The sequence below is a fragment of the Microcystis sp. M061S2 genome (assembly GCF_020245605.1).
Lineage (GTDB): Bacteria > Cyanobacteriota > Cyanobacteriia > Cyanobacteriales > Microcystaceae > Microcystis.
The window spans coordinates 1-21,527 of sequence record NZ_JADBUP010000111.1; the positions used below are offsets into that span (position 1 = coordinate 1).

The 21,527-nt window shown below is 35.8% G+C and carries 32 protein-coding genes; 4 read left to right on the plus strand and 28 right to left on the minus strand.

Going from position 1 to position 21,527, the window contains the following annotated elements:
• The first annotated feature begins 393 nt into the window (after nt 1-393).
• Genes IM475_RS18110 through IM475_RS18120 form a run of 3 tightly spaced genes read left to right on the plus strand, consistent with a single transcriptional unit; the run spans nt 394 to nt 1,305 of the window.
• Complete coding sequence (locus tag IM475_RS18110) at nt 394-747, plus strand: helix-turn-helix domain-containing protein (protein WP_287728626.1); 354 nt, start codon at nt 394-396, stop codon at nt 745-747.
• Nucleotides 737-1,057: an ArsR/SmtB family transcription factor gene (locus IM475_RS18115; RefSeq protein WP_287728627.1), complete on the plus strand. Its 321-nt coding sequence runs from the start codon at nt 737-739 to the stop codon at nt 1,055-1,057. Before IM475_RS18110 ends, IM475_RS18115 begins: the two co-directional genes overlap by 11 nt.
• Nucleotides 1,039-1,305 (plus strand): hypothetical protein, encoded by a 267-nt coding sequence (locus tag IM475_RS18120; RefSeq protein WP_287728628.1) that lies wholly within the window; start codon nt 1,039-1,041, stop codon nt 1,303-1,305. The genes IM475_RS18115 and IM475_RS18120 overlap by 19 nt, the downstream gene beginning before the upstream one ends.
• Before the next feature lie 191 nt (nt 1,306-1,496).
• Here the strand turns inward: IM475_RS18120 and IM475_RS18125 are convergent, their stop codons facing one another.
• From IM475_RS18125 to IM475_RS18195, 15 genes are all read right to left on the minus strand, one after another.
• Nucleotides 1,497-2,360, minus strand: a complete 864-nt coding sequence (locus tag IM475_RS18125; protein WP_287728629.1) for a hypothetical protein — start codon at nt 2,358-2,360, stop codon at nt 1,497-1,499.
• Nucleotides 2,354-3,259 (minus strand): hypothetical protein, encoded by a 906-nt coding sequence (locus IM475_RS18130; RefSeq protein WP_287728630.1) that lies wholly within the window; start codon nt 3,257-3,259, stop codon nt 2,354-2,356. The genes IM475_RS18125 and IM475_RS18130 overlap by 7 nt, the downstream gene beginning before the upstream one ends.
• A gap of 71 nt (nt 3,260-3,330) precedes the next feature.
• Nucleotides 3,331-3,660 (minus strand): hypothetical protein, encoded by a 330-nt coding sequence (locus IM475_RS18135; protein WP_287728631.1) that lies wholly within the window; start codon nt 3,658-3,660, stop codon nt 3,331-3,333.
• Nucleotides 3,657-4,193 (minus strand): N-acetylmuramoyl-L-alanine amidase, encoded by a 537-nt coding sequence (locus tag IM475_RS18140; RefSeq protein ID WP_287728632.1) that lies wholly within the window; start codon nt 4,191-4,193, stop codon nt 3,657-3,659. Before IM475_RS18140 ends, IM475_RS18135 begins: the two co-directional genes overlap by 4 nt.
• 3 nt (nt 4,194-4,196) lie before the next feature.
• Nucleotides 4,197-4,520 carry a hypothetical protein gene (locus tag IM475_RS18145; protein ID WP_287728633.1) on the minus strand — a complete coding sequence of 108 codons (324 nt, stop codon included), beginning with the start codon at nt 4,518-4,520 and terminating at the stop codon, nt 4,197-4,199.
• Nucleotides 4,521-4,524: 4 nt separating this feature from the next.
• Nucleotides 4,525-4,872 carry a hypothetical protein gene (locus IM475_RS18150; protein WP_287728634.1) on the minus strand — a complete coding sequence of 116 codons (348 nt, stop codon included), beginning with the start codon at nt 4,870-4,872 and terminating at the stop codon, nt 4,525-4,527.
• A complete protein-coding gene (locus tag IM475_RS18155) occupies nt 4,869-5,105 on the minus strand; it encodes a hypothetical protein (RefSeq protein ID WP_287728635.1) in 237 nt (78 codons plus the stop codon). The genes IM475_RS18150 and IM475_RS18155 overlap by 4 nt, the downstream gene beginning before the upstream one ends.
• Nucleotides 5,105-5,545 (minus strand): hypothetical protein, encoded by a 441-nt coding sequence (locus IM475_RS18160; protein WP_287728636.1) that lies wholly within the window; start codon nt 5,543-5,545, stop codon nt 5,105-5,107. Before IM475_RS18160 ends, IM475_RS18155 begins: the two co-directional genes overlap by 1 nt.
• A 34-nt stretch (nt 5,546-5,579) precedes the next feature.
• Nucleotides 5,580-5,837, minus strand: a complete 258-nt coding sequence (locus IM475_RS18165; RefSeq protein ID WP_287728637.1) for a hypothetical protein — start codon at nt 5,835-5,837, stop codon at nt 5,580-5,582.
• 17 nt (nt 5,838-5,854) lie between these two features.
• Entirely contained in the window at nt 5,855-6,532 is a 678-nt protein-coding gene (locus tag IM475_RS18170) for a CTH1 family zinc finger protein (protein WP_287728638.1), read from the minus strand.
• A gap of 130 nt (nt 6,533-6,662) precedes the next feature.
• Nucleotides 6,663-7,205 (minus strand): hypothetical protein, encoded by a 543-nt coding sequence (locus tag IM475_RS18175; RefSeq protein WP_287728639.1) that lies wholly within the window; start codon nt 7,203-7,205, stop codon nt 6,663-6,665.
• Nucleotides 7,195-7,731 carry a hypothetical protein gene (locus IM475_RS18180; protein ID WP_287728640.1) on the minus strand — a complete coding sequence of 179 codons (537 nt, stop codon included), beginning with the start codon at nt 7,729-7,731 and terminating at the stop codon, nt 7,195-7,197. Before IM475_RS18180 ends, IM475_RS18175 begins: the two co-directional genes overlap by 11 nt.
• Nucleotides 7,712-7,942: a hypothetical protein gene (locus tag IM475_RS18185; protein WP_287728641.1), complete on the minus strand. Its 231-nt coding sequence runs from the start codon at nt 7,940-7,942 to the stop codon at nt 7,712-7,714. The genes IM475_RS18180 and IM475_RS18185 overlap by 20 nt, the downstream gene beginning before the upstream one ends.
• Nucleotides 7,943-7,947: 5 nt before the next feature.
• On the minus strand, nt 7,948-8,217 hold the full coding sequence (locus IM475_RS18190) for a hypothetical protein (RefSeq protein ID WP_287728642.1): 270 nt from the start codon (nt 8,215-8,217) through the stop codon (nt 7,948-7,950).
• 116 nt (nt 8,218-8,333) lie between these two features.
• The gene (locus tag IM475_RS18195) at nt 8,334-8,726 is read right to left on the minus strand and encodes a hypothetical protein (protein WP_287728643.1); all 393 of its coding nucleotides are present in this window, start codon (nt 8,724-8,726) and stop codon (nt 8,334-8,336) included.
• 192 nt (nt 8,727-8,918) lie between these two features.
• Here IM475_RS18195 and IM475_RS18200 point away from each other — a divergent pair, with 192 nt between their 5' ends.
• A complete protein-coding gene (locus tag IM475_RS18200) occupies nt 8,919-9,149 on the plus strand; it encodes a hypothetical protein (protein ID WP_287728644.1) in 231 nt (76 codons plus the stop codon).
• On the opposite strand, the gene IM475_RS18205 is transcribed toward IM475_RS18200, so the two are convergent.
• The 13 genes from IM475_RS18205 to IM475_RS18265 form a co-directional block, all read right to left on the minus strand.
• Nucleotides 9,141-9,488 (minus strand): hypothetical protein, encoded by a 348-nt coding sequence (locus IM475_RS18205; protein WP_287728645.1) that lies wholly within the window; start codon nt 9,486-9,488, stop codon nt 9,141-9,143. The genes IM475_RS18200 and IM475_RS18205 overlap by 9 nt on opposite strands.
• A gap of 190 nt (nt 9,489-9,678) precedes the next feature.
• Entirely contained in the window at nt 9,679-9,828 is a 150-nt protein-coding gene (locus IM475_RS18210) for a hypothetical protein (RefSeq protein WP_287728646.1), read from the minus strand.
• Nucleotide 9,829: 1 nt separating this feature from the next.
• The gene (locus IM475_RS18215) at nt 9,830-11,263 is read right to left on the minus strand and encodes a hypothetical protein (protein ID WP_287728647.1); all 1,434 of its coding nucleotides are present in this window, start codon (nt 11,261-11,263) and stop codon (nt 9,830-9,832) included.
• Nucleotides 11,263-11,715, minus strand: a complete 453-nt coding sequence (locus IM475_RS18220; RefSeq protein WP_287728648.1) for a hypothetical protein — start codon at nt 11,713-11,715, stop codon at nt 11,263-11,265. The genes IM475_RS18215 and IM475_RS18220 overlap by 1 nt, the downstream gene beginning before the upstream one ends.
• A gap of 31 nt (nt 11,716-11,746) precedes the next feature.
• A complete protein-coding gene (locus IM475_RS18225) occupies nt 11,747-11,938 on the minus strand; it encodes a hypothetical protein (protein WP_287728649.1) in 192 nt (63 codons plus the stop codon).
• Nucleotides 11,939-11,949: 11 nt separating this feature from the next.
• On the minus strand, nt 11,950-12,228 hold the full coding sequence (locus IM475_RS18230; protein ID WP_287728650.1) for a hypothetical protein: 279 nt from the start codon (nt 12,226-12,228) through the stop codon (nt 11,950-11,952).
• 17 nt (nt 12,229-12,245) lie between these two features.
• Entirely contained in the window at nt 12,246-12,557 is a 312-nt protein-coding gene (locus tag IM475_RS18235) for a hypothetical protein (protein ID WP_287728651.1), read from the minus strand.
• Nucleotides 12,511-15,903 (minus strand): beta strand repeat-containing protein, encoded by a 3,393-nt coding sequence (locus tag IM475_RS18240; protein ID WP_287728652.1) that lies wholly within the window; start codon nt 15,901-15,903, stop codon nt 12,511-12,513. The genes IM475_RS18235 and IM475_RS18240 overlap by 47 nt, the downstream gene beginning before the upstream one ends.
• A 4-nt stretch (nt 15,904-15,907) precedes the next feature.
• Nucleotides 15,908-16,426: a hypothetical protein gene (locus IM475_RS18245; protein ID WP_287728653.1), complete on the minus strand. Its 519-nt coding sequence runs from the start codon at nt 16,424-16,426 to the stop codon at nt 15,908-15,910.
• Nucleotides 16,426-16,962 carry a hypothetical protein gene (locus IM475_RS18250; protein ID WP_287728654.1) on the minus strand — a complete coding sequence of 179 codons (537 nt, stop codon included), beginning with the start codon at nt 16,960-16,962 and terminating at the stop codon, nt 16,426-16,428. Before IM475_RS18250 ends, IM475_RS18245 begins: the two co-directional genes overlap by 1 nt.
• A 56-nt stretch (nt 16,963-17,018) precedes the next feature.
• Nucleotides 17,019-20,594 (minus strand): hypothetical protein, encoded by a 3,576-nt coding sequence (locus IM475_RS18255; protein WP_287728655.1) that lies wholly within the window; start codon nt 20,592-20,594, stop codon nt 17,019-17,021.
• Nucleotides 20,594-21,046 carry a ferritin-like domain-containing protein gene (locus IM475_RS18260; RefSeq protein ID WP_287728656.1) on the minus strand — a complete coding sequence of 151 codons (453 nt, stop codon included), beginning with the start codon at nt 21,044-21,046 and terminating at the stop codon, nt 20,594-20,596. The genes IM475_RS18255 and IM475_RS18260 overlap by 1 nt, the downstream gene beginning before the upstream one ends.
• A 29-nt stretch (nt 21,047-21,075) precedes the next feature.
• Nucleotides 21,076-21,527 (minus strand): hypothetical protein (locus IM475_RS18265; RefSeq protein WP_287728657.1); only part of this gene is annotated, 452 nt, incomplete at its 5' end.

Genomic DNA, 21,527 nt, shown 5'->3' on the forward strand with positions numbered 1-21,527 from the left:
ATTAGCAATACAAGCAGCAAGGGATTACGCAAATGGATTGATAACAATAGAAGAATTGGATGCTGCGAGTGCTGCTGCGTGGGCTGCGAGGGCTGACGCATGGGCTGCGAGTGCTGCTGCGTGGGCTGCGAGTGATGCTGCGTGGGCTGCGAGTGATGCTGCGAGGGCTGCGAGTGCTGCCGCATGGGCTGCGAGTGATGCTGCGTGGGCTGCGAGGGCTGCGAGGGCTGCGAGTGCTGCTGCGAGGGATGCGAGGGCTGCGAGTGCTGCAAGGGATGCCGCAGGGGCTGCCGCAAGGGCTGCGTCATTTGATGCAAGTGATGCCGCGTGGGCTGCGAGGGCTGCAAAATGGCAAGAGATTGAACTATTATTAACCAATTACCTTTAACCAATATGGTAAGCTATTATGTTATTCCAGGTCTTAAAGTAAGACCAAAGAAATTAAAAAAATTGTATAATCACGAATACATTATTGATATTGTTTGCAAACATTTCCAATGCTCAAGAGAAGAATTGTTTATGAAAAGCAGACTTGGATACGTTGTATTTCAAAGGCATATATGCCAATATTTGCTTATGTGTTATTCTCCGCTTGGATGCAAGGCAATAGGTATTTTTTTCGGGCAAGACCATACAACTGTTCTTCACGCTGAAAGAACAATAAAAAAGGAATTGAATCATAAATTCGATAACGAATACAAAATACATATTGAAGAACTAATAAATAAAATAAAGTATGAAAGTTAAAAATGAAACAATTTTGCTCCTTCCGTTGTCTAATGTCAAAAAGTTGACTGAAATAATTCGCCTACTTGACAATGAACTAAATTGGAAAATGCTTTCTTTGATTGCACAGAAAGAAGCAAACGTAACCGAACTTATTGTTGCAACAAAAAAAGACCAATCAGCCGTTTCTTTTTACTTGGGCAAATTGAGGAAAGCAGGTATTGTAGAAACAAGGAGGAATGGTAAAAATGTTTATTATTCAATCAACGAAAAAGTATTTAACCAATTATCAAACTATATAAATGAACTTGTATGGAAATTATCGAATTAGTAATAATGAAATCGCATTTGGATAGCTTTCAAAAGGCGTTCAAGATGCATATTGGCGGGGAATTATTTATCGGAGAAGAAAAAATGAATGGCGAAGCCGTTTGCGTTTCTTTTGAAAACAAATCTATGAACGTATCTTTTCTATGCCAATATGTTTACTCCGTTGGTTGTAATGTCGGAATGGATATTATGAAAAACGTAGTGCAATCTACCTTTGCCACTTCTTCTCTGGGCAAGGTGGTGGAATAGCTTGTGAAAATGCTTTAGCCGGAGGGCATCCACATCTACTACAATGCGAATAAATTTCGCTAAATACCCAAAATTCACATTTGGGTATTTTTTTTTCTTCATTACCCATACAGATTGATAACCTATGTTCTGCTATCTCTTTTTGTTCTTCTGTTGGGTTTAACTGAATTATATGGGCTTGTATTATCTCTTTAATTTTGCTTATCATCTGGAAAAAGTTTTTGGTATAGTTTGTAGTTCCCCCAATATTTATGGTCTGGGTATGTATCTTTTGAGTATATGCTATTGTGGGAGGTAAAATGGTATCCGTTATTGATATGTATTGCTTGGTTCTTACATTCCCAATTAACTCTTTTTATCTCTGGTTCTATGCAGCCGGAGTTGGTATTTAAGGCATTGGCTAATTTGCCCTCCATTTGCCTTATAGCAGCCGAAAATCGCATTGTAATCTGGTGCATTGGTTGGTCTTGTTGGCTCTTCTCTTGCCATCCAGAATAGCAAAGACCGCCATAGTTCATATTGCATAGCATTACATCCTCCTCAAAGTCAGGAAAAGAGGAGTAATCGGAAGGGTACAGTACATCGTGTTCCAAAAAAGAAACGTAATCGTATTCTTTAATTTCCCTTGCAAAGTATAGGCATTGCAGAATCTGTAGAAGCTGGTTAAGGTGACTGCTTACTCTGTATGGAGATATTAGTTCGGGGAACTTGTTTCGTTTAATTGGATGCCATACAGACGTTATTATGTCCATATTGGAAATGTAGTTAAGGTTATCCAATGATGCCAATATGGTTTTTTCGGTCTTTGGATTGTCGTTATTCGTGTACCAGATGCCAAGTCGGGTTAATGTACTTGCCGGATATGTAGCCAACGTATGCTCATTAAAAACTAAATATTCTCCATTTTCTAACCATATCTCCATTTTCTTGACAATACCGGGCGCTGGGTCACCGATTATTGAGTTATTTACCCAAAAGTTAAATTTACCTTCCTTGCACCTGGTTCTTATTTGCTCTGTGCAATCAGCCCCACCATAGGTAGCCCTTTTTAGCATATTGTAACCTTTTTAACGTATTCGTAGTAATGCTTTTGAGCAGATTTTTCTCTAATCTGGAGTTCCTTGTTTAACGGTTTGTGCATATAATCTCCCTTGTAAAAAAAGCCATGTCCCGTTTCTGTTATCCCTGCATTGTGAAATATGTTTAATCTTTCCCAATCTTCTATTGTTGATGTAGCCCAAGCAAAATCAAAGTAATCATCTACTTTGGTTTGCTTGCCCCACTTCCATAAGTTCCAAAGAACAGCCCACATATCCGCAGTCCATATTTGTAGTTCGTGGTAATTAGGATTGTCTGCCTTAATTCTGTTGTTTTCTAATGTAATATTCAAGAACAATGTTTCGCATATCTTCTCCACTTCATCCCAAAATCTAAAATCTACACCTTTTATCAAGTATTGCGCCCCTATGCAGTTCAATTCGTTTTCTTTAATCGTTTCAACATCTATTCCACTCAAGGAAGCCATCATTTCAAGTATGCCGTATCCTTTGCTTTTTATGTAATCGTGTCCAATGTAAAATCTTGTGTCCGAACCATAGCAAATATCATCATTCAAAAATGTAGTAAAATCTACCTTTTTTGTAAATATCATATCGCAATCGTGGTAGAAAAATGGCTCATTCAATTTGTGTTTGAAAAAATGCTGCTTTAGTATGTTTGGTCGGATTGAAGAAGGGTAGTGCTTTGTTCTTCGTGTGTCTGGATAAAATTCAATAACCGCTTCCGGATACTGATTGGATATTTGATGATACAAATGAAGTGCGTTTTGGTCGTGCATCGCACAAACAATATGCACATCTTGTAATGGTATTCCCATTTCCTTAAAATTCATCAACATTATTTCTATTTGCCAAGCATAATAACTTGTACCGGGTTGAGCGCAGATGTATTTCATAACCCCAAATTTAATAAAAAAACCCCCACAAATTGCAGGGGCTTTTCCACTAAACCAAACCTATGAAACAACTATTTTTTGAAAACCTTATCAAACAATTCCAATATCAAAGCCCAAATGAATCCAGCAGCAATAGAAAACCCTATCAGCTTGCTCTTAAATGTTTTCAAATCTTCAATTTGCTTTTCAATGTACTCAAAATCATATTTTTTTATTTCATCTAAATCTGTTTCTATGTTTTTGAGTTTTTGAATAATACCTTCTGTTCCAAATTCCTTATCACCTATTACAACATCGTGGAGTTTTGATAGCTTACTATCTACCTTGTGCATTGTGCTTATAAGGTCTGACCAAGATGCCAAGAAATCCCTTTCTTCCTCTAACAGGTCTTTGATTTTCACTCTATTAATTTTTCAAATTTTTCAATTATTGCAGCGTAACCGCTTGCCAAAGAAAAGAAATTTTTGTCATAATTCGTCATATCTGAAAAATTATCTATAAAACACACCTCTATTAAACAAACTATCCCCTGCTCTCTCATTAATCCAAGCTTTCCCCTGTGGCTTTTAGCTTCTGATATAACACCCCTATTTTTAATACCCAATGTGTTTGATGTAAAATCTACCATCTCTTTCCCAAATAATTTATCAAGTCTGTCTGCATCATCCCCTACCAATGCCGTTGTTCCAGAAGCCAATTTGTTAAATGCATCAAAGTGTATTTCCAATACTACTGAACCATTGCCCGTTTTTATCCTCATTAAATATTGGGAAAGGGTTTCGTTATCATTGTCGGAAATTACCTTCAATCCCCTATCTAAGCAATATTTTACTACTGCATTTCGCAGCTTTATTGCTTCATCTGCTTCTTTTCTTCCATCTACTCCTATTGCTCCCGGGTCTTTAATATGATGTCCTGCTGAAAGAAATACCATAAATTAAAGTTTTGTGATTGTAAATATAGCCAAAATGCCTAAAAATACTTGAGATACTACCGATTTAAATTTAGTTCTTGCCAACTCCTTGTCTTTCTTTCGGGCATATTGTTCGCAATTATCTAATGATTTTTGGTAATTTCCTATTGCTCCAAGATATCCCTTTTCCATTAACTTGTAGGTTGCGGAATCCTTTTTATAAAGCGATATTTGTTTATGCAGCAAAGATGTGTCTTGCTTTAGGTATTCGTTTTCCTTTTGAACTATGTCAAGTTTGAGCAAGTCCTTTGTTATGAATACTGCCGTTTGTTTGGTGGTTATTACCAATGAATCATTGTTCTTTACGATTGTGGTATCTTTCTGCCCAATACTTTTGTATTGAATCAACAGACAAAGAATTGGCAATACTGTCTTTAACAAGGTAAATTTCATACTCTGTTTCATATTTGATTTTGATTTTGTTTCTTAATTTTTGTATGGAATCTCTTTCATTGTTGCTAACCAATAACAACTTTTGCAATTCAGCAATTTGGCTTTTGTAGGAATTTAAGCTATTTGCTGCTTGATTATTTCGTGGCTGCTTCCAGTTTTCGGGTGTGCCAAATAGTTTAATCAGCAAAAACAAGTTGACCATCAGAAGCACCCAATTTATTGCTGAATGCAAATCTTTTAATTTCATTTTTTTGTCTTTTTAACTGCTATTGCAAATGTATTTTTATTTTTTTTTGCTTGACTTTTGCCTTTCTTATTTTTTTTGCCATTTTTATTTATGCTATTTAAAAATTCTTGGTATTCTTTATTTAAATGCTCAATCATGTAAATTTTACGCAAATCATTTAGGCTTTGCAATGCTTTAAATACCGATAGCACTTCTGTTTTACTTGGTTTTTGTTTTACTTTTTTATTTTTCATCACCAGTTGCCATTTAATTTTTCGACTTCATCAGGAAGTATTGTTGCTGAGGATAAAATTTGTTTATCAACATCAATCATTATTTGACATTCATTAAACAACAGGGGATATGTATAAATTGAATCGGGGTCTTGTATAAATCTATTGAGTTCATCTATCTCGGCTTCAATCTCTTTCTTTCCTGCTTCTGTTAAGTATATTCTCATAGTGTGGTTGTTTTTTTTGTTAATCGTTGTTTCTAAATTATGGTTTTTATTATGATAGATGGGTAAAATCGTATAGTTGCCTCTCACTAATAATGAATCTACAAGCTTTTTTTCGGCTTCCTCAAGCGTATCAAAATCAATATCCCATATTGCTCTTAATACCGCCCTCGTTTTATAAACGCCCGTAATCATAACTTTATCTTCTTCGATTTCGTAAACCCTGTACTTTGGCATAGTTTGTGTTTGTTATTAATAAATGTATTTACCTTTATTCAACACAAAATTGTAGATTCTCTTTACATTCATTTGCTCTTTCTTTTACAGAGTTGTAAATTTTGGTTGCAGTTTCAACATCTCCGCAAAGCAAAACAAAAGGTATATCAAAACAATGCCATTTTCCATTAGCAATTTTACCCGCATTGCTCTGATATGATTGATTCATAAATTCACGAATTTCTTCTGGAAACTCTATGCCTATTCTTTTTTCTATTTCTGAAACACTAAGGTTTCCTAACATAATGCTCATAAATTGATATTTTTATTTTAATAAATGTATTTACCCACAATTTGTGTTAATCCTTGTGAGTTGGTGATTGTTTTTGGAACATTGGTTAGCTTAAAATCATTACTTCTTGGTATATAGTTGTATCTACTTGTTGGTGCATTAGAAACTACTCCCATTTCACACTCAAAAGCAACAGGATATTTTGGTTGTTGGAGGGATTGGATTATAAATTCAGCTATTTTAGTTCTGTCATAAAAACAATTATCACAATTGCAAGTTTTATCTTTTTTAAGTAAACTTTTTTTGTGGTCTTCAATATCTTCATCATCCATTGAACAATCAGGGTTTCTTTTGTCATAGTAACAAAGATTTGTATAAACCCAATCAGGAATAGATTTAAAATACTTCTCTTTGGCTTTGTTGTAACCATTATGCCAATCAACTGCATTTTGCTTTTCTTCGGGATAAGGACATATTGATTCATCATCTTCCAAAGGTGGCAACAAAGGCACTCCTTCAAGTATGGGTGCATTGTTTAGTGGTAGGTGGTGAGTAATATTATAATAATGACCGCCTGTTCTAAACTTTCCAGAATTAGGTTCATTAATCCAAAAATCTCCGTACGTACTCTTAAATAATTGATACTTTTTTTCATCGTATCTATCTTTAAAAGTAACAAGTAGATAGTTTTCAGTGTGTATTAGTTGTAGTTTCATTTTCTTTTGATTTAAGGTATTCTTGGAATAGTTCTTTTGGAGTGTAGTTTTTTGGGTCTTGTGGATGCATCACCCATAGCCCGTTAAACTCTTTATTAATACAAGGTTAATCTTCAACCATCTTTTAAGTTTATTCATAATACAATATTTTAGGTCTTTGTTCTTTCCAAATTTGGATGAGTTCTTTTGTAACACGTCTTACATTTTTATAAATATACTCACCATGAATTGATGTTGAGTTGGTATTTAAAGTTAACCATTCGGCAAACTCAGCCGTATCACTATCTGAATTAGGATGTGTTTCTTGGGATTTGTTGTAGCCCTCTATAATACCATCTACATGCCAAATTATAGAATAGTCTCTATCTTTATTATTCTTATCTTTATACCAATTTAAAGAAACATTAGCTATTTCACAAGCCGTTTCTCCAATAATATCAACCTCATCCACCACTTGTGGAACATCAATGCTTGGGTTGTTGGTTGCTATTACTTTTTTATCACCTGTTGTCCATTCTGTGTCAACTAATTTCTTGGTAACATGACCTGCGTAAAGAGCAAAATCTCCTGAAACTGCATGATTATCACTCACATAATAATCCCATCCATCTATTACTACCTTCTCGCAGATGTGTTCTTCCCCTGTTGTCTTGTTGATTAGTTTATACTTCATAAATATATTGTTTAGTTTCTGTATCAAATTCTGTGGGTAGTTTTGGTTGCTGCTCTTTCCAAAGATTAATAAGTTCTTTTGTTCCTTTTACACCCTTAAAAGAAATAGTGTGTTCTAATGCTCTATAATGCAAATTCATCCATTCGACAAATTCACAAATATCTTCCTCTGTAAACTTATAAACTTCTTTGGCTTTGTTGTAGCCTTTAATGAACATTGGTATTAAATCAAGAATACTTATACCATTCATTTTATTTTGTATAAGTGCTTCATCAAAAGCTAATGAATGAATATATTTAATATCTTCATCTTCCAAAGGTGGCAGTAACTCTATTCCTTCAAGAACAGGTGCATTGTTTAGTGGTAGGTGGTAAATGATTTTTTTACTATTGATATATAAGTTTGCAAGTTTATTTGCTTGAAATGTATTATTATTCATATATCCATATAGCCAATCACCTTCTTTAATCTCTGATTCATCTACAACAAGTAGATAGCTTTCTGTTTTAATTATTGGGTGTGTCATGGTTTGGTTTTTTGTTAAGTTCTGCTATTAGGAAATCGGCAAACATTACAGATTCTTCTCCTAAAAATTTGTAATTAGTAATGTAATTACCATTAGCCATTAATCCCTGCATCGCCATTGCTGCAAAGTATTCACGTTTGGTTAAGCCGCTTGTTCCTTGTTGTTCTTGCGACCATGCAAAACCTGTCGCTGAATCATTTGGATTTGTCATTTTCTTTAGTTTTCTATTTTTATAATTAATTCTACTAATTGATTAACCTCTCTAAATAACTTTTCATGGTTTTCATTCACCATATAACTATTGACAGTGTCAATATCAACCTTGCAAGTGTCTTGCATCAAGGCATACATATACTCGGTAGATTTCTCCTCTACATCACAGAATTGATGAACTGCTGCAAGTTTTAGTTTAGTTATGTGTTGCATTTTGTTTAGATGATGATGGTAATTGAGTTTTCCGATTCCAATAATAATCACATGTCCCATCTTCTTTTAATGGAACATCAATAAATACACTTTGTAAAAGGCTAGGAGTAGCTTTATATCTGTAGCATGTTTCTTTTAAGGGACAATCAGTTCCTTTACACATAGTTATATCCATATTATTTTTGTTTTACTATTTCAATTAGTTTTTTGAGGCAAGCAAGTTCTGCTTCTTCGTATGTACTTTCTTTATGACCTTCACATCTGTCATCATCCCAATTAATGTAAAACCTAAACCATGGATAAGCCCCTTCAACATATCCATGCATGGAATACTTCTCTCTAAAGAAACGAAATGCTTGGGAATAGGTTGGGGCTTCAACGTCTTGGTAGGGATGGTTTGGGTAGCCTACCTTATTTAATGCTTTTGGCAAATTAGCAAAAGTGAACTCAAATATCAAAGGCTTTTCGCCAAAAGAGTTAAGCCTCCCTTCAAATCTCGCAAAGCAGTCTTCATCAAATCCAAGTTGTTTTAGTTCTAATGCTTCTTGGTATAATGTAAAGTCTTTCATATTATATTATAATTTTTACAAGTTGAAATCGTATCGGGAACGTAGAATTCTCTAAAGTTAAATTGTCCTTTATTGGTTTCAAAAAACCTACTTGGTTTATCCGTTGGTAATAAGTGTATGTTTTTCATAATTTCTTTTCATTTTGACTGCAATTTAATTAATTTTAATTAATTTTACCAAAATTATTTTTTTATGGCAAGTATAGACACCAAAAAGAACAAGCAGAATTACAACATGAATGCTGCTCAATATGTTGAATTAAAGTGGTTTATACAAAACAGAACAGCCACCATAAAAGGTGGCGTTATGTACGTTTTTCACGAAGGGAAGTGGATTAAAGATGAAGAGTTTAAAAAAATGTTTCCTCTCCCGGAGCGACTTTATATGTGTGTAGATAACCCGGATAAGACCAGATTATACTAAACTTGCGGCTATATCCATTAAGATAGGATATTCTTCTTTTGTTTGAATGCTTCCTAACTTTTCAAAAAGGTCTTTTGGAAGCTGCTTTATGTGGTCGGAGATGTCCACTTCTGCTTTCATTAATTCGGGAAATTCTGGGCTTTGTTGGGCTTCTTCATCGGGAAATAAATCACCAATACTTTTCGCAAATTTGGAAAGAAAATGTTTGCTTTTAAGGTCTAATGATTGTTTTAGTACGCCTTCTGTGAGTACCTTAAATTCATTTGTTTGAGTGTTTGTAACACCCATTCCATAGAGTTCAAATGATAGTTCTTTCAGCTTGTTTAGAGTGATTTTCATAAATGTTAATTTACTGCAATTTAACTAAATTATTTCCAAGTTCCCGAAACTTTTATAAATGTTTTGTCTTGTTTCCAAGTTGCCAAAACATTGTTATTTAACATTCCAGCCCTCCACACTCCAGATACATTTATCCAGACAATAGTGCCTAATGGAGCAGCCCCTTGATTACTTAATAGTGTAAGTAGCATTAGCTGTTATTTAGAAGCTGTCTTATGGCTTCTTGCTCGTTTTCTAATCTTGTAGATTCCTCTATATCTCCTCTTTGATTTGCAGCAGATATTAGAACTTCAAGATATTTTAGCTTATTATTTAATATTTCAATTTCTTTTGCAGTCATTTTATATTACCATTTGCCTGTACATTAAAGTAGACGTGTTCATCAGCATATAAATGTACACAATTATAGTTGTGCCGTCTTGATATTCGACATCAAAAGCAGTATCACCAACAAGCGCGGTAGCTCCTTGCACTACAGGCATAGTGTTCCATCCATCCATTGCATTACCTGGAATATCATACTTGTACCAACGGTTAGTTAAATCTTTTTGCAAGTAAAGAAAATCCCCGTAGTAGGCATATTTAGTACCTGTGGTAAAGGTTTCAGCAGCAGGGGCATACGTTACACCCGATACCCATGTATTAGCGGCAATATCGTAGTAATCAAGTACGGCACCTGCACCCCCTCTGAATGAGTAGATTCTGCGACCGTTTATGATTGAGTTTTCATTAGTCCAGGCAGAGTTAGTAACACCCCATATCCAATGCCCTGACATTCCCGCACCTGGTGCTGCTGCCCTTGCTGCTACCGGTGTCAAAGTTGACCATGTATTCGCAGCAATATCATATCGGTAAAGGGTTACTGCATTATTACCCATGTAGTATAGGAAGTTATCATTGCCAGTAATCTGATATACAGATGTTGTATCCGGGGTAGTTGTCCACGTTGCAACGGTTATAGAAGTTGCATCATTTGCGGTAATGTTACGAATTTGCCCTGCCCCTGTTCCCGATACAATGCGAACCTGTGAGTTCACCCATTGGGAAGCAGTCCATGCTTTACCACTATTTACAAGCGTTGTAGCGGTAGCAGATGTAGCGGTACCGGATGCAAGTGGCACATAATCTTGGTCATACCATGATGGAGTTGCTATCAGTTTTCCATCTGTAGCAAGTGAAGCAGCTAATCCAGTTTGAGATAGGGTAGTCCATGTGTTTGTTGCATAATCGTACTTACGGAAAGAACCTGATGCCAAAGTACCTGAACCAAGTACATACCAAACAGGCGTACATAAACGATATACGGTTGATGCGGAAAAAGCAGATGCCTGTGTTGCAACAGTCAGTATAGCGTTAGCTCCAATGGTATTAGAAAGTATTTGCAGCGTTACCCCGGCATTCGGGCCGGCAAGGATGTGAACTGAATATCCCGCTAATGAACGGGCGATTGTTTGGTTTGTTGTGATTGTAGAGGTAGTACCTGCGGTTGCAGTCAGCGATGCGGCAATGGCAGTACCTGTTGACCATGCGCCTGCGGTAGCCGATGCCCCGGCTGCCAAAGTTCCTGCAAGTGCAGGCGAAGGCAACGGAACAAAGCCATCTTCATTAGGATTGTATAAGAATGCAGAAGTTGTACCGTTCACATACAACTGATTCTGTTTAAAGTGGCGAGAAGATGCAATAAAGCTACCTGCCACTGTTGCGGAAGGTGCAGGGTTTACTTGTTCCCATCTCTTTAAATCTAATATCTGTCTATTTCCGTTTGTAGTTGGCATTATGTTACGTTTATATTTCTTCTAAGATTATCGGCAGTCATTCTCTCAAATGATTGTACCTGTGAGTTAGCAGCAACACCGCCAATGGTTGCAAGGTTGGTGATGTTCCAAGTACCTGATTGAGTGGCTGCAATAGTACCTGTGGCAGTTACAGTACCTGATACCGGCTGGGTTACACCTGCACCATCAACAAGCATCCTACCTGTTAATGGATTGACCGTTGCCATTCCGATATTTCGGGTGAGTGCTTGTATAGCAATCCGCATGGCTTCAATGGCTTCTATCAATTCACCATAAGCTGCAATAGGCATAGGGTTTGATGAACTTACATCTCCATCGTTTACACCATCTGCACCAAGAGTTAATTTTATTCTTTGGAATAAAATACCAAGTATTTCATCTGCTGAAACTGTTGCTCCAGAACCGGGCGTATATCCTACATTATCTGCCATACTTCAAATTTATATTGGATAATATTAAATATCATTCTTCTGCAAAGAAATTTGAAATAAACTTTCCAAAAACTGCTAAAACCATTACCGATGTTCCTAAAATAGGGTGTCCGTTTAAAACGGCTATTCCTGCTCCAAAAGTACCTGCTGCTGCAAGACTATCTCCAAGCACCCTTACTCTTTTTGGTGTTGGTTTGAAGTACTCTTTCCATCCGAATTTCATAGTTTAATTTTTTATGGGATTAAAGTAATATTTAATTTTTGTGCTGCCCAAGTCCAAGCATATTCATTTGTTTCCCAACCGTCATAATCTGTTCCTGACATTGTGATGTTTCCATCAGTTAGTACATTTCCGGATATTTCTGTGCCATCCTTGTCAGTAGTGGCTTCGTGAAGGGAAAAATAAAATATTGCTGAATCTTTCAAGTTATCTGTTCCACACCGAAGGAACATATACTTTACTGATTTCATTTGTCCGTTTACCCAAATATTAAAGGGTTGTACTTTTTTCATTGTTTTTGTTTTTATGTTTAGCAAAATGTTATTGCCGTTACTATTCCTGATGAATTTATTCTCCAACTTTTTGTTCTGATAGAATTGGTGTACCAATTCCCATCACCCGTAAATTGATTTAATCCTGCGCTTCTCGTGTACACTACAGAACCTACAAAATCACCATTAAAAAAAGCATTAACTCCAACACCAACCATTAACGGGCAAGCTGTTGCGGTAGATTGTGTTATTCCCAAGTCAAGCCTTCTTACATTTACTGATTGAAATATGCTGCTCATCATATTAGGTATAGTTTTGTCCAAATGAAGTCCAATAATTTGTTCCGTCAAAATAAAATGATATTAAGTCTACAGAATTGGCTGCTGTTGATAAAGTAACCACTCCTCCACCTCCTCCTATAACCCTAACGCTTGCGGGCATTGCCAATGTTCTGCCACCTGTTCCATCTTGTATAACTCTTAAAGTATAGTAAGCACCTGTTCTTGTATTTGAAAATGCTAAGGTTCTGTTTCCACCTAATGTCACTACTGCATTACTTCCATTGTTTGCGTTAAATGTTATAGTAGCACCATCTGTTAATGTTTGAACTGTTGCAGAGTATTGTGTTGCTGTTACGTTTCCATTCACCTGCAAAGCATCTACTCCGTTGTCGGTGTTGGTGTTGATTAATGCAGTACCATTAACGGCTAATCTTGCAGCAGGAGCGGTGTAACCTATACCTACGAATCCTGATTCATCAATTCTCATACGTTCCGAGCCGTTGGTAAATAAATTCAAGCCACCCGTACCTGCACCAAAGTTAGTACCGACCATACCCATACCCCATCGAGTAGAATTATTGCCTATCGAAGAAGCCCAACTGAACCCAATAGTAGCAAATTCGCCTGTAGTACTTCCGTTATAATTTACATTTAACCCCGAACCGACAGTATTAAGTGCAGTTCTGTTTGTGGTGAATATATCTACTTTATTAGCAGGACTTGCCGTACCTATACCAACGTTGCCGTTGTTATCAATGCGCATTCTCTCCGTTGCTTCTGTTCCAAAAATAAGATTGGGAGCCGTTCCGCTATTTCTTGTAACATCTAAAATTCCATCATTGCCAGACATCCGCATTCTAATCTGTTGTTGATTAGTTGCATCTCCATTTCTCATTATAATCGTTCCATTTGCGTTATCTGCAAATATGTTACCTACTACATGAAATTTATTAGTCGGACTTGTAGTACCTATACCTACGCTTGTTCCATTATCAAATATCTGTGAGTTACCTATAGCACTTGATGAAGTGAATTTAGGTATGTAATTAGTAGTGCCGCTTCCTGTCAATAGAGAAACATCATATTGAAGATAAATGTCACCATCTACTCCTCCTGTTGGTGCTGCTGTTCCTGATGTTATAACCTTATTAGCGCCTAATGTATTGTATGATATTGTTCTTGCTACTGAACCATCAAAAGTAGTACCCGAAGCTGCACCTGTTCCGCTATTATTAAATGTTACTGCAAATGTAGTAGTTCCACCACCACCACCCGTAGAGCTAATAGTTCCACCCGATATGGTTATTCCCGTTCCTGCTGTTATAACAGAGCCATCTGCTGCAAGTATTTGTGATGATGTTCCACCTGACTTTACAAAAGAACCACCCGTAACTGTTCCACGAAGTAATGTTTGAGTGATAGAACTGTTGCCTAATGTTACACTATTGCTTCCTTGTCCTATTGCATTGTGACCTATTACTATTTCGTTGGTGTTACCGTTGGCAGATGAACGGGTATCGTTACCGATATAAACAGATTGAGACGAAGTTTCATTATTACCACCTCCGCTTATTCTTCTGCCTGCATCTCTGCCTATTCCGACATTGTTTGAAGGTGTAGTCATTAATAATAACGCTGCATTTCCGATAGCGGTATTATCTGAACCTGTACTGTTACCTAATGCATTAACGCCGATTGCGGTATTGCCGCTACCCGTTGTAACAAGTGGTAATGCCTCAAATCCCAATGCCATATTGCCATTTCCTGTTGTCAATGCTTGCAATGCACTTCCACCAATAGCAGTATTGAAAAATCCTGAAGTAACTGAATTCAATGCTCCATCACCTAATGAAACATTACCCCAAGCAGATGAATTACTACTTGTGCCGCCCCCACCAATCCAAATGTTTCTTCCTGTACCCCCTGCATAATAATTTGAAAATGTTAAAGTTTGCCCTGATGTATTAACCTTTAATGTAGTAGCTATTGCAGAGCCGTTTACTTGTAATGTATCTACTCCATTATTTGTATTTGTGTTAATTAAAGCAGTTCCTGCAACAGAAAGTTTAGCATTTGCCGCAGTAGCATCACCTATCCGTACATTTGTATTTGAGCCTGTTCCATAAAGTATAGTTCCTGCTTCCGTTGCAACTTGTATACTTCTTCCTACTCCTGATGACTGAAATGAAAAAAGTTGCCCTGCTTCATCATAAAAAAATAATCCTCTATCAGCACCATTATGTCTCCAAGCTAATCTTGTCTGCGAAGCCCCACCTCCTCCTGTGCCATTTCCATTAATAATTATACCATTTGCGTTTGCAGCTGTTACTACTAAACTTGAGCCATCCCAAGTAAAGTTTGCACTTGCTCCAAATGCTCCACTATTGTTGTATTGTATTTGTGTGTTAGACCCTGCCGGGCTTCCGCCGGATGGAACAACCCATGTTCCGTCTTCCCTCAAAAATCTTGTACTTCCAACTGAACCGGGTGATGGAACTAACCCTTTTAATGTAGAAGTAAATGTATCTAAAAGCGTTGTAACTTGTGTTCCCGTTAAATCTTCAACGTTGCCAGTTGCTGCCGTTACTCTACCTTTTATTCTTGCAGTTGCTATTTGAGCCAACATAGCATTTGTAACTACGTTATTGGCTATTGTAGTTGTTATGGAAGTACTTCCTGAACCTGTTACATTTCCGCTTAATGTTATGGTTTGATTGGCAGTAAGGTATGTGTTTGTATCAAGGGTAAATGTATTTGCTCCTGTCATTTTAACAAAGGCAGTACTTGCATAAGAAAGACCTGCTAACGATGTTAAATTTGCATTTGCAACTTGCGCCCCTATTGTATTATAAGATATGGTTACTGCTGTTCCACCATTAAAAGAAGTTCCCGATGCAGCACCAGAACCACCATTATTGAATGTTATTGAATTTGTTGTAGTACCTCCACCACCACTACCGCCTGATACAATAGCAAAAAGCAAATCGTGGTTATTAGAAAAAGCTGCACCTTGAGATTGCACCAATGTTACAGGTATAGTCCAATAGTCCGTTCCTACTTGTGTGGGTGCGCCCGATACTGTCCAAATTTGAAATCTTTCGGAATCATCTCTGTCTTGTATTATAATTCTATTGGTTGGAACAATTGCTGCTAAATAAATGTCAATATCTTCTACTGGGGAATCCGTTAAATGACTAACATTTATTTGCGTTGCACTTGTTTGTGTTGCGTTGTTCCAAATTATATGACTGTTTCCAGGGTCTCCAGATGTAATTGTGGTTTTGGCTACATAAAAAAATGCGTATGTAGTTCCACCTGTGTTTGTGGTTGCAAAAACTTCACCATTAACGGCTATCAAATAGCCATTCAAATTTCTAATTTTTACGCCGCCTGTAAAAAGTCCTTGAAATGCCATTTTATTACTTTACAAGTATTCTAACAAATTCATCTGCTACAAATGGAACATCTGCTGCTACTGTCAATGTTCCTGTTGTTTTATCCCAAACAACTTGATTTCCTGTTGGTGTTCCAGATGAAAGAATTGTTCCTACATCTATACCACCACGACTTGCATACAATAATGTTGCATTTATAGCATCAGCAAAAATTATTGTAGTTGCAGTTGGAGTTGCAAATTTTGAGTATTCTCTTACCCCGTATCCTCCACCGCCTACTATTACATTTCCACCTACTCCACCTGCTTGAAGAATATTATTTGCTACTTGTACGTTTTGACCGCATAAGGCATATACATAGTTGGTAAGTCCTTCTACGTTTAAAGAGTTATTTTGCCCATATTCAAGGGCTTTTCTTTCCATATAAAGCTGCCTTGCTTTGTATGGGTCAATGTTGTTATTGAAAAACCCAATTTTTGAAATGCTTTCATTCCAAAGGTATTGGGATATTTTTGCTATTGAAATTACATCAGAGGTATTCATTAGAAGAACAGATTTGCATTGTTAGACAAATATGTTGCCCTGTTTAGTGCAGATTGAGCAGTATAAATATCAGAAGCAAATTGTATGGCTTGTTGTGCGCTATCAAGTTCTACCCTTAATTTCATTTTGTTTTCGTACCAATCAGTACTTGCTGCAAGACTTTGGTTTGCTACTTGTTGTTCGGAAAGACCATAGTAAAACGATTCGTTATACGCTGTAAAAGCAAATGATATTGCCTTACTTTCCACTACTACATTTGAAACATTCAACCATTGAACAGTAATTGATAAGGCAGTATCTTGCAAAAGAACATTCAAATCTATTGTTAGTGGGTCTCTGGTGTTTACATTGGAAATAGACCACTCAATATAATTGGTGGTTGTTCCTGTAGGTACTAAATAAGTGCCATCGGCTTTGAGCAAGAAAACCCTTCTTTTTACTATGGTTACATCTGTACCCGTAGAAGTATCGGTCAAGGTAAATATAGAAGGTGTCCCCGCACTTTGAGTAGCCGTAAAGTTTGGTGAAATTGGCATTATTGGTTAATTTTTATCAAATATACCTATTGAAAAATTTAATACAATTTAATTTTTTAGTATCCTTTGTATCTTTTTTTGTTTTTTGTTATTTGCTTTTTTAATTCTGTGCTTTTCCCTTCATCTTCTCCCTCTTCTTCTTTCATTTTTTTGGTTTTTATTTCGTATTTTTTGTATTTATCAAGTCCATTTAATTCTGCAATAGTTTCTTCTTTAGCATCTTTTAAAAGTGCTGAAACCACGTTTCTTTTTTCTACATCTTCTACTAAATTCTCCCAATCTTTGCTATTGTAATATTCTTCAAGTCTGTTTTTGAATTTCTTTGCTGCTAAAACTCTAAAATCATAATATTCTTCATCTGTTAAATTTCTAATTTCATCACCATCTACTTTATGATATTTGTTTAATTCTTCCGATTTAGTAGCCCTATAGCTTGTAGAAACGGCATATTTTATGCTGGTCAGCCATGTATCTATTTCATTTCTATATTTTGGCTTACCCATAATAAACTTTCTTAATCCGTCAATACTGTTTACGAATATATCACCTGTATCATATTCCCTTCCTAAATAATCTACATTTGGCTTTCCCGGAGTAACTGCTTTAATTATTGAGAATTGATTAATTACGTTAATTTGAAAATCTTCTTGTCTTTTGCTTTTAGGGTCTATTAATATAGCCATTTCTTGTTGGAATCTATTCCAAGGCAATACAGAACCAAGCAATCTGCCCATACCCGAAGCAAGCGGCTTTTGGTTATCCATGGTTATGTTGCCATATCTTTGAGCAGATTGTAGCCATGACGTTTCTATGGCTACCGAAAATGATGTCAATGCGCCTGCATAAACTATTTGCAATGCTATGTTGTCTCTTTTTTCTGGAGTAAGTGCTTCATTTTTAGCTATTGATTCTTTAACTCTTTTTATAACATCAGCATACCACATATAAGCAGTAGAAACAGTACCCAACAACTGAATAGGCATTGTCCTTGTTTCGCTTATTTTTATTGATTGTTTTGGTAAACCTGCTGAAGCTACTTGCTCTAAACCATACTTTGCTTTTTTCTCCATACCTATTACTTCTTCTTCTTCATCATCATCTCCAAGTAAATTTGCCGCTATTGCTGGTATAGTGTATAAAAGACCAAGCATTGAACGAAGCATAAAATCAGTTCCCATTTCCTTTAATCTTTCCGACTTCTTTGTGTCTTTCGTATTTAAGGCAGCTATTTTATATAAACCTCCTTTTAATGTTCCGACTGGAGTTAATTCCAGACCCAATTCAGTCCATCTTGCTATAGATTCGGCAAAAGGGAATAACATTCTATTTAAAACCAAATCGGCTGCTTTTGCTGCTCTTGCTTTTGCACTATCGCCTCTTGCAGATTCTTGAATTGCTTTGTTTATACCACCTTGAACCATTCCAAGAATTGATGACACAGCAGAAGCTAACCCTACGGTAGACATCTTGCCTGTGTCTATTTGTGCTTTTTCTTGTGCTTCTCCTACAATAGCATCGTATTCTCCTGCCCAAAGGGAAGCCCAATTTGCTATATCTTTTGGGGTGTCTGGAAGATTGTTGTCTTTAACGTATTGCTCTGCTTCTTGTAATTTTTTAGCGTAAAATATATCGTATTCTTCTTTTATTTTAGCATCTCTTGCTCTTACCAATCTTTCGTAAATGGTTCGGTTTATTTCTGCTTTTGTAGGGTTTTTAACTCCTGCTGATTTCAAATCTTTTGTTGCTCTGTCAATATCAGCTTGAGTAGTTTCTCCATACATTATATCAAATTCAAGTTTTGCCTTTTCTTTATCTGATAATTCTGGATAAAACTTTTCTACATACATTTTTGTTTTTAGATAATCATTTAGACCTGCAGATGCGGCACTTGAAAATGTATCTACAGCTTCCAATAATCTTCCTATATACTTTTGAGAAGTAACAAATTTCCAAAATGGATTTTTAGATTGGAAATATTCAAGGTATCTTACACCTACCTCGCCGGGTGTTTTTGATTTAATTAAATCTTTATAAGAAACACCCCTACTTACTCTGCCATCAAAAAATATTGTACTTGCTTCTTGTTTTGCTAAATTCAATTCTCTTGAAAACACCTTAAATGGTGTAACATTTTTTGTTTTTAAAGCAGTAATAAACAATCTTGTGATTATAACAGCAAAACCTGTGGCATTTTGTATTGCGTTCCACAAACTTGATAGTTGGGAAGCTACCATTCCATCCCTTATGGTAAAATATTTTAAGTTTACGCCATTCTTCTTAATCAAATATTGCAATATTTCTTCGTACTGATGTTTTATAAAATACACGCTTTTATCAGTTCCCATGTCGGCTATGTAATCAGCCAATTCTATTGCAAGTTTTGAATCTTCCTCTGATAGTTTAAATCCAAGTCCTTCTTTAATAGCTTCATCCATTTTTGATTTGTCGCCTGTCAATATCATTTTTATCAGCTTATGAACTGCTGAATTATTTAATTCTTGACCAGCTATCTTGATTTTTTTGGATTGCTTTTCTATCTTTTCTTTTGCCTTTTGTACAACATCTTCTGTCGGCTTTGTAGATATTGTTTCTTCCTCAACTAATTCATTAAACAAATCACCAAATTGTGATTGTACGAAATCTCTGAATTTCTTTTCATCAAGTGTTTTATTTTCTTTTGCCATTAATTCTTTCATCTTATCAACGGCATTTTCTATGGCTGTATTTACACTTATTCCTGCCATTAAAGAATACTCTAACATAGCAAGACCTGCATCCAATATAGCCATAGGGATACCCAAAGTAGCATCGTATAATTTTCCTTTGTTTTTTGCTCTTAATCTTTGTACTACATTTAATGCTTTATTAAGCTTTTCGCTTCTTTGGCTTACCAATTTGTTTATGGTAGATTTTATCTCTTGGTCTTTTTCGTCTGTGATTTTTTTCTCAAAATCTATTTTTATGTTGCCAAATTCTTTTTCTATGGCTGCTCTTACTTCTGCAACTCTTTTGTTTATTTCTTCTTCGGTGTATTTATTGTTTGTTTTTTCTTGTACTGCCTTTTCAAGCTTTGCTACCAATCCAAGTCCAGATAATTGATAAACCGATTTAAGTTGTGCTATTGCCCTACCAAGTTCTGTAGATTTTTTAGCAAGTGCTTCCAATGATTCCAAGAACTTATCGTGAGCATTTACTTCCAATGAAGTTTTGCTTTGTTTTGCGTATTCACTTGCAGCTTGACCAAGAATTGCAACTTTTACCACCTCTGGTATAGATTCATCTTTTGATGAAGCCAATTCAACTGCATTTTCAAGTCCAATTTGTTTTACAATTTCTTCTGCGGCATTTTTAGAATCATTCATAGATACGGGTGTATAGTATCTATTGGGGTCTTTCTTTGCCAAATCTTTTTGCTGCTCTGTAAGTTCTGCTGACCTTGTGATTATGCTTTCGTATGTTTTTCTTGCTTTCTTGCCGGACTGCTCTAATCTATCTCCTGTTTCTTTGCTTTCTTGTGGTGGCAATAAAGTGCCATTACTTGACAATTCAGCATAGTTTTCCAACATACGCTGTCGCATTTGATTGTAGTCAAGTCTTTCTCCTGTGCTTAAAATAAATTCACAACCTTTCATTAATTGAATGATTTATCAAATAAAAGTAATGCCGCCTTATCATCTTCACATTGGTCTAAAGTGGCAAGAAAATCTCCTGCTTCACCTATGCTTTTTGTCTGTATTTCTACAAATTCTATTAATCTTTGATGAACGGAAGCATCTTTTGTAGACATATACCATTCGTTGTAAAAATCACCTAATTCCTTTTCGTTTTCAAAGTATGTTTCAAACGCGTTTCTCAAATCAGATACTTCAAAAACAAAGCCAGGTACTTCGGGAACATCCAATACACCACCTCTGTCATTAACAAAATCTGCCCATAATTGATAGTGTTTTAGTTCCTCTCCGCTTTCGTTTAAAAAGAATTTAGCACTACCGAAATAGCCAATACCTTGAAGTTGGTTTGCTAAATGCTTATACAAATTACTTACTTCAAGTTCTCTTTTTGCGGCTTCTTCTATTTTTGCCATTTGGGGTTTATCAAGTAGTGACTTTTTCATTAACATATTTTTTTAGTGATGTAATTAGATTTTTCAAGTGCTGCTATGTATGTACCAAAATTACTTGTTATATCCTTTATTTTCTTAATTTTTTCTAATCCGAATTTTTTAATATATTCTGTTGTTCCTTTAGGGTTTTTAATTAAATTATCGTATTCATTTAATGCTTCTGTAAAATCTTCTTTTGGAACAGAAGCCATAAAGCTTGTTTGTCTGGTTTGGATTGCTTCTTTTATTGACCTTTTTAATTCATTAATTTTATTTTTTAATTCAAGTTTAAATTTTTCATTTTCTTTTTCTATATTTTTAAATTTTCCTAAAAGTTCATATTTAAAATCATCCGCAATATCTTCATTAAAATAAATTTGTCCACCTATTGTTGTTAAGTTCCCAAGATTTGTTACTTGTGAATTTCTAAAATTTGCGTTTCCACCTATTGTTGTTAAGTTCC